Annotated in this window: 5 protein-coding genes and 4 pseudogenes; 8 read left to right on the forward strand and 1 reads right to left on the reverse strand. The window is 64.1% G+C overall.

Going from position 1 to position 7,589, the window contains the following annotated elements; genetic code table 11:
• The 8 genes and pseudogenes from VFA16_RS07180 to VFA16_RS07215 all read left to right on the forward strand — a co-directional run.
• Positions 1 to 675, forward strand: a pseudogene (locus tag VFA16_RS07180) (LLM class flavin-dependent oxidoreductase); the annotation flags it as partial.
• Positions 676 to 678: 3 nt separating this feature from the next.
• Positions 679 to 1,509: a coniferyl-alcohol dehydrogenase gene (locus tag VFA16_RS07185; RefSeq protein ID WP_324967148.1), complete on the forward strand. Its 831-nt coding sequence runs from the start codon at positions 679 to 681 to the stop codon at positions 1,507 to 1,509.
• On the forward strand, positions 1,497 to 2,486 hold the full coding sequence (locus tag VFA16_RS07190) for a cyclase family protein (RefSeq protein ID WP_324967149.1): 990 nt from the start codon (positions 1,497 to 1,499) through the stop codon (positions 2,484 to 2,486). The genes VFA16_RS07185 and VFA16_RS07190 overlap by 13 nt, the downstream gene beginning before the upstream one ends.
• A 12-nt stretch (positions 2,487 to 2,498) precedes the next feature.
• Entirely contained in the window at positions 2,499 to 3,083 is a 585-nt protein-coding gene (locus VFA16_RS07195) for an NADPH-dependent FMN reductase (protein ID WP_324967150.1), read from the forward strand.
• Positions 3,084 to 3,085: 2 nt separating this feature from the next.
• A pseudogene (locus tag VFA16_RS23755) lies at positions 3,086 to 3,169 on the forward strand (hypothetical protein); the annotation flags it as partial.
• Positions 3,147 to 3,989 (forward strand): alpha/beta fold hydrolase, encoded by an 843-nt coding sequence (locus VFA16_RS07205; protein WP_324967151.1) that lies wholly within the window; start codon positions 3,147 to 3,149, stop codon positions 3,987 to 3,989. The pseudogene VFA16_RS23755 and the gene VFA16_RS07205, both read left to right, overlap by 23 nt.
• Positions 3,990 to 4,074: 85 nt before the next feature.
• Positions 4,075 to 5,234 (forward strand): annotated as a pseudogene (gene pstS / locus VFA16_RS07210) (phosphate ABC transporter substrate-binding protein PstS).
• Positions 5,235 to 5,439: 205 nt separating this feature from the next.
• Positions 5,440 to 7,383, forward strand: coding sequence for a serine/threonine-protein kinase PknD (locus tag VFA16_RS07215; protein ID WP_414687660.1), 1,944 nt, complete (start codon positions 5,440 to 5,442; stop codon positions 7,381 to 7,383).
• A gap of 8 nt (positions 7,384 to 7,391) precedes the next feature.
• On the opposite strand, the pseudogene VFA16_RS07220 reads toward VFA16_RS07215, so the two are convergent.
• Positions 7,392 to 7,589 (reverse strand): annotated as a pseudogene (locus tag VFA16_RS07220) (phosphate ABC transporter, permease protein PstA); the annotation flags it as partial.

Consider the following 7,589-nt stretch of genomic DNA (forward strand, 5'->3'; position numbering starts at 1 on the left):
CACGGCGCCCCGGTGACGCCGCAGATCAATCCGAACATCCTCGCAATCGGCGGTGATCTGTCCATGATGGTCGCCCCGACCGACGAGCAGGCGGTCGAACGCATCGGAAAGGGCGGCGGATTCTTCGCGTTCGGCATCATGCACTACTACATGACGGGTATGCACACGCCCGGACGGACCGGCGTGTGGAAGAGATATCTCGAAGAGATCGAGAAGGATCCGACGGTCGCCTACGGGCCCGGCCGAGGGCCGATCGGCAGCCCGGCCACGGTTCGCGAGTTCCTTCGCGGCTACGAGGAGAGCGGCGTGGACGAGCTCATCCTGCTGCTGACCCCGCGCAGCCACGAGGCGACGATGGAGTCCATCGAGCTGATGGGCAAGCAGGTGTTGCCCGAGTTCATCGAACGCGACGAAAAGGCAAGGGCCGAAAAGGCGAAGCGGCTTGAGCCGATCATCGAAAAGGTCGAAGCGCGCCGGCCCGCATCGCAGGCTCCTGAGTTCGACGAGAGCTATGCGTTCGGCGGCCTGCCCACCGGTCGAGACCACTACACCGCCAATGAGGTGTCGCTGGCGATGGATGAAATGAACGCCGGCATCGAGCAAGCGGCCCAGAAACTCAAGGAAGAAGGGTGGGCCAGCAGAAACCCGACCGCCGACCAGCAGCGAACCACGTGACCCATGGCACAGATCGACGAACTTTGGCGCTACGACGGTCGCCGGGCGGTAGTGACCGGATGTTCGTCGGGCATCGGCGCGCACGTCGCCCAGCAGCTCACCGAGCTCGGCGCCGACGTGGTCGGACTCGACATGCGCCACCCCACGTTCGACATCGCCGAATTTCACCAGCTTGACCTCACCGAGCCGGCCTCCATCGACCGCGCCGTCACCTCGATCGGCGACCAGGTCGATTCGTTGTTCAACATCGCCGGCGTCTCCTCCGGGATCGGCGACCCGTTGCGGGTCGTCGCCATCAACTTCCTCGGTCTGCGCCACCTCACCGAGGCCATCACGCCCACGATGTCGGCGGGCTCCACCGTCGTGAGCGTGTCGTCGCTCGCGGCTGCCTCCTACCGGGAGCACCAGGAGGAGGTGGCCGGGCTGCTGCATACGCAGACGGCGGCCGAGGGGATAGATTGGTGTCGCGCTCATCCCGATGCACTGGCCGACGGAGGCTACCGGTTGTCGAAAGAGGCGATCATCCTCTACACAATGAAGAACACCGTGCCCTTGGGCGCCAAAGGCATTCGCATCAACTGCACCGGGCCGGGCGTCACCGAAACGCCGATACTCGATCAGCTGCGTGCCGCGTACGGCCAGCAGTACCTCGACGACATCCCTAAACCACTGGGCCGCAACGCTGAACCCGCGGAACAGGCTGCGGTGCTGGTTTTCCTGAACAGTCAGGCGGCCAGCTACATCACCGGCCAAGTCGTATGGGTGGACGGCGGAAACATCGGCGCTGCGATCGCCCGCGGCCTCGAGAAGGGACCGGCTCCGTGGCCAGCCTGACCGAGTTTCGCAAGGTTGCCCGTGAGGTCTGTAACTGGGGGCGCTGGGGCGAGGACGACGAACTGGGCACCCTTAACTTCATCACCGCCGACAAGGTCACCGAAGCGGCACGCCTGGTCAAGCACGGCAAGGTCTTCGCCCTCGGCGTCGACTTCGGGTCGGGCGGCCCGCAGGGCGCGTTTCAGTTCCGGCACAACCCCATGCACGTCATGACCGTCGACGGCGGCGACGCCAGCACCTTGGTGCGCTATGGCCCCGAGTGGGCCCGCAACACCGTCGCACACCAACTGAGCGGGTACTTCCAGGACAACCCGTTCCGGTTCAACGACGACATGATCATCATGCCGCTGCAGGCCGCCACCCAGTGGGATGCGTTGTCACACGTCTACTACGACGACCAGCTCTACAACGGCTTTCCGGCAAGCTCGGTGACCAGCTTCGGGGCATACCACTGCGGTATTGACAAGGTCGACGGCAAAGGCATCACGTCGCGCGGTGTGCTGCTCGACCTCGTCCGGCACCGCGGCGTGGAAACCTTTCTGGAGCCGGGCAATCCGGTCACACCCGAGGAGCTGGACGAGGTTGTTCGGTCTCAGCACGTGACTGTCGGTCGAGGTGACATCGTTTTGATCCGCACGGGTTGGTGGGCAAGGTTTCTCAGCACCGGCGACGGCAGCGAGCCTGGCTCCGGATTGGATTGGCGGTGCGCCTCGTGGTTCTACGAGCGTGATGTCGCGGCTGTCGCCGCCGACAACCTCATGGTGGAAGACCCGGTATCCGGGGTCGAGGGTACGTTTTTGCCGATGCACATGCTCTGCCTGCGCGACATGGGCCTGATGCTCGGCGAATACTGGGACCTCACCGCGCTGGCCGAAGACTGCGCCGCCGACGGTGTCTACGAATTCCAGCTTATCGCCCCACCACTGAGGGTCGTTGGCGCCGTGGGCTCCCCGGTGAATCCGATCGCAATCAAGTAAGTAGGTGGCTTCATGACTGCAAGCAAGACCGAAGGGCCGCTCATCGTCGGGATCGGTGGGACCTTACGGCCGAACTCGTCGACCGAACGGGCACTGCGCTACTGCCTGGCGGCCGTCGAGCGACAGGGCGGACGCACCAAACTGTACTGCGGCAAGGATCTTGATCTGCCGATGTACAGTCCGCACGAGCTGGAACGCACCCCGAAGGCCGCGGAATTGGTTCGCGCGCTTCGAGACGCCGACGCTGTTGTGGTGGCCTCACCCGGATACCACGGCAGCGTGTCGGGGCTGATCAAAAACGCCCTCGACTACATCGAAGACTTGCGCGAAGACCCGCGGGTGTATCTCGACAACACGCCTTGGGGCTGCATCACCTGTGCATACGGCTGGCAGGCTTCAGTCGGCACCCTCAACCATCTGCGCAGCATCGGACACGCGCTGCGTGCCTGGCCAACTCCACTCGGCGTGGCGATCAACTCCGCGGACCGGATCTGGGATGAGAACGGCGAATTGACCGATATGACGATCAAGGGCCAACTTGAGTTGCTCGCCACGCAATTGGTCACGTTTGCACCTCCTGCCCGCGGGACGGCATGAGCCGCGCCGGCGACGATGCAGGGGGGGTGCCCCCAGCCGCGCAGCGGCGAGGGGGACGAAGCGATGAGGAGGAGCGGCGCAGTTAGCACGGCCATTCAGCGCAACACGGCAGTAGTCGACGGGCTGGTTACCCATTACTTAGAGGCCGGGCACGGCGACCCGGTGGTGTTGCTGCACGGGGGCGAATTCGGCGCCAGCGCCGAAATCGGTTGGGAACACAACATTGCGGAGCTGGCCGAGCACCATCGCGTCATCGCCCCCGATATGTTGGGCTTCGGCGAGTCCGCGAAAGTCATCGACTTCAACGACGGGCGCGGCATGCGAATTCGGCATGTCGCGCGGTTGTGCGCCGAGTTGGGCATTAACTCCGCGCACTTCGTCGGCAACTCGATGGGCGCCATCATGCTGCTCACCGACGCGACGTCGGATGCGCCGCGGCTGCCGGTGCGTACCATGGCGGTCATCTGTGGCGGCGGAGAGATCCAGCGCAATCAGTACATGCAGGCGCTCTACGAGTACGACGCGACCCTGCCGGCCATGCGCCGCATCGTCGAGGCGCTGTTCTACGACCCCAGCTATCCCGCCGACGACAACTACGTGCGGCGCCGCTACGAGTCGAGCACCGCGCCTGGAGCGTGGGAGGCGGTCGCCGCGGCCCGGTACCGCCGCCCCGGCGCGCCGCCGCCGGCGGCTCCTTCGAGCACCCGACCGTACGAGCGCATCGACGTGCCCACGCTGGTCGTGGAGGGCGGCGGCGACAAACTCCTGCCCGCGGGGTGGGCTGCCGAAATTGCCAAGCAGATCGACGGCGGCCGCTGGGAGGTGGTCGATCGAGCCGGCCACTGCCCGCAAATCGAGAAGGCCGACACGGTGAACGAACTTTTGCTCGAGTTCCTCAATCAGTAACGGTTGACGCCGCTCCGGAGGATTCGGGCGGCGACGCTCGACGGTTCATGCTCCGTTTACCTTCGAACCGCCGTATATTCGCGGTGTGTTCACCCGTAAGTGTGTTCATCGTCCGACTCGTGCGCGAAGTTCTGCGAACCTCCACCGGTTCGGCGCCGTGCTGAGCGTCCTGGCTGTCAGCGCACTCGTGGTATCGGCATGCAGTAGCAACGCAAACACATCGTCGGCGGGATCCAACGGCGGGTCGACAACAGTCAATTGCGGCGGCAAGAAGAAACTCCATGCCAGCGGATCGACCGCCCAAGTTCACGCCATTGAACAATTTGTCTACGCCTATATCCGCGCATGCCCCGGCTACACGCTCGACTACGTGGCGAATGGTTCCGGCAAAGGCGTGGAGGAGTTCGTCAGCAACGAAACTGATCTGGCGGGCTCCGACAAGCCGTTGGATCCGACGAAGGGTCAGCCCGACAGGGCGGCGGCACGATGCAGTTCGCCGGCATGGGACTTGCCTGCGGTATTCGGCCCGATTGCGATCACCTACAACATCAAGACGTGAGCACGCTGAACCTGGACGGTCCCACAATCGCGAAGATTTTCAACGGCAGCATCACGATGTGGAACGATCCGGCGATCAAGGCGCTCAACAACGACGCCAACCTGCCCGCAACGCCCATTCACGTCATCTTCCGCAGCGACAAATCGGGTACCACGGCTAACTTCCAGGACTACCTGGATGCCGCATCCAACGATGCATGGGGCAAGGGCACCGGCGAGGTGTTCAACGGTGGTGTCGGCGACGGGTATAACGGCAATGACGGCACGTCAGCGGCGGTGAAGAGCACCGACGGGGCGATCACCTACAACGAGTGGTCGTACGCGGTGGGCCGTCAGCTGAGCATGGCGCAGATCATCACGTCAGCCGGCTCCGATCCGGTGGCGATCACCACCGACTCCGTCCGCAAGACGATCGACGGGGCCAGGTTCAAAGGACAGGGCAATGACTTGGTGCTCGACACGACGTCGTTCTACAAGCCGACGCAGTCCGGCGCCTATCCGCTGGTGCTGGCAACGTATGAGATCGTCTGCTCGAAGTATCCGGATTCCGCAACCGGGGCTGCGGTAAAAGCGTTTATGCAAGCCACAATTGGCGCCGGTCAAGACGGCTTGGACCAGTATGGATACATACCTCTGCCGGACTCGTTCAAAAACAAACTCGCCACGGCGGTGAATGCCATCGCGTGAAACAGGTCAGGATTGTCCGGAACGGAGACGGGGTTTTATGAGTTGGCTCAGAATTTCGTATGAGCAAAGCCATTTCACGTGGCCTTAGTCGCCAAGGAATTGTCATGTTGACAGGTAGCATCGGTTTTGAAACGGCGGCGGGAATGTCGGCAGCTGCGGACGGCGGTGGTCGTCTTGCTCTGCTGGGCGGGGGAAGGGAGCATCGATGGTGAGCGACCCCCAGCTTTCGCGCGTCGGATCGCGGTTCGGGCCGTATCAACTGTTGCGGCTACTGGGCCGCGGCGGGATGGGCGAGGTCTACGAAGCCGAGGACACCCGCAAACACCGGGTGGTGGCATTGAAGCTGATCTCGGGCCAATTCTCGGGCAACCCGATATTCCGTGCGCGCCTGCAACGCGAGGCCGACGCGGCCGGGCGGCTGACCGAGCCCCATGTGGTTCCGATCCACGACTACGGCGAGATCGACGGCCAGTTCTACGTGGAGATGCGCCTGATCGACGGGATCTCACTACGCAACGTTTTATTGCGGGAGGGCCCGATGCCCCCGGCACGGGGGGTTGCGATCGTGAGCCAAGTCGCCTCCGCGCTGGATGCCGCGCATGCTGCCGGCGTCACGCATCGGGACGTCAAACCGGAAAACATCTTGATCACCGGAAACGACTTCGCCTATCTGGTGGACTTCGGTATCGCCCGCGCCGCCACCGACCCGGCGCTGACGCAAACCGGCATCGCGGTGGGCACCTACAACTACATGGCACCCGAGCGCTTTAGCGGAGACGATGTCACCCACAGCGCCGATATCTATTCGCTGGCCTGCGTGTTGAACGAGTGTTTGACCGGCGCGCCTCCATATCCGACGGACAGCATGGAGCGGTTGATCGCCTCGCATCTGATGCAACCGCCGCCGCGGCCCAGCCAGCTGCGACCCGGACAGGTCCCACCGACCTTAGACCAGGTGATCGCCAAAGGGATGGCTAAGAACCCGGCGGAGCGCTATCGCAGCGCCGGTGAGTTCGCCCGGGCTGCCCACGATGCGCTGACCACGTCCGAGCAGCACCAGGCAGCGACGATTTTGCAACACAGCGAGGAAGAAACCCGGCCGGCCCGCGCTGTGGGCGCCGATCCCCGGACGGCCCGTGCGCCAGCCCCACCCGGCGCCGGTGCGACGATGGCTCGCCGCGCGCCATCGGGCACGTCGCCGGGCATGCCGACGGGAGGATGGTCACCGACTCCCGCGCCAACCAGCCTGCCGGAATGGCTGCAGCCGACCGATCGTCGCCAAGGCAAGCGGGGCATTCTGATCGGCGCTGGTGTGCTCGTCGTTGTTGTCGCCGTCATCGCCGCGGTCGCATACCTGTTTTTGGCGCCGCACGGCAAGCAGTCGGCGTCCGGACAAACCACCCTTCCGTTCAACGGGCTGAACTTCCGCCTCTCCCCGGGCGGGGTGGCACTGGACAGCTCCGGCAGCGTGTATGTCACCAACCAGGGCATGTACGGCCGCGTGGTGAAACTGCAGACCGGGTCGAGCAGCCCGGCGGTGCTGCCGTTCTCGGGCCTGTATGAGCCCCAGGGCCTGGCGGTCGACAGCGCCGGCACCGTATACGTCGCGGACTTTAACAACAGGGTGGTGAAGCTGCCTTCCGGGTCGAACAACCAGAGTGACCTGCCGATCACCGGCCTTAACTACCCCGAGGGCGTAGCAGTTGACACCGCCGGCAACGTGTACGTCGCCGACCGGGGCAACAACCGGGTGGTGAAGCTGGACGTCGGCTCGGGCACCCAGAGCGACCTGCCGTTTACCGACCTCAATCACCCGGACGGTGTGGCGGTGGACAACGCCGGCAATGTGTACGTCACCGACACCGACAACAACAGGGTGCTGAAGCTGGAAGGCGGCTCGAATCAGACGGTGTTGCCCTTCACCGGCGTCCATGTGCCTTGGGGTGTGGGGGTGGACAAGGCCGGCAACGTGTACGTCACCGAACATGACGACAGCAAGGTGGTGAAATTGTCGGCCGGGTCCAACACCACAACCGAGCTGCCGTTCACGGGACTCAACACTCCGCTGGGCGTGGTGATCGACGGCAACGGGAACGTTTACGTCGCTGACCGGGGCAACAACAGGGTGGTGAAGCTGCCGCCGAGCTGACGTCGAAGCTACCGCACACGTCCTGCCCAGACTCGGATCGCCGCGGCGACTAGATTGACGACGGCCACCACGATGATAAGGGTCAGGGCGGCACCCCAGACCCGGAGATAGCCGGCGTGCTCGGGGTTGTCGAGTTCGGTGTAGATCAACAAGGGCAGAGACGCCATGTTGCCCTTGAAGATGTCGTAGTTGATCGAGCGGCTGTA

Origin of the sequence: Mycobacterium sp., assembly GCF_035653355.1 — a bacterium.
GTDB lineage: Bacteria > Actinomycetota > Actinomycetes > Mycobacteriales > Mycobacteriaceae > Mycobacterium.

Coding starts and splice junctions, on each gene's coding strand:
- VFA16_RS07195 (WP_324967150.1), top strand. CDS start 2,499: ATGACTGCAAGCAAGACCGAAGGGCCGCTCATCGTCGGGATCGGTGGG.
- VFA16_RS07205 (WP_324967151.1), top strand. CDS start 3,147: ATGAGGAGGAGCGGCGCAGTTAGCACGGCCATTCAGCGCAACACGGCA.
- VFA16_RS07185 (WP_324967148.1), top strand. CDS start 679: ATGGCACAGATCGACGAACTTTGGCGCTACGACGGTCGCCGGGCGGTA.
- VFA16_RS07215 (WP_414687660.1), top strand. CDS start 5,440: ATGGTGAGCGACCCCCAGCTTTCGCGCGTCGGATCGCGGTTCGGGCCG.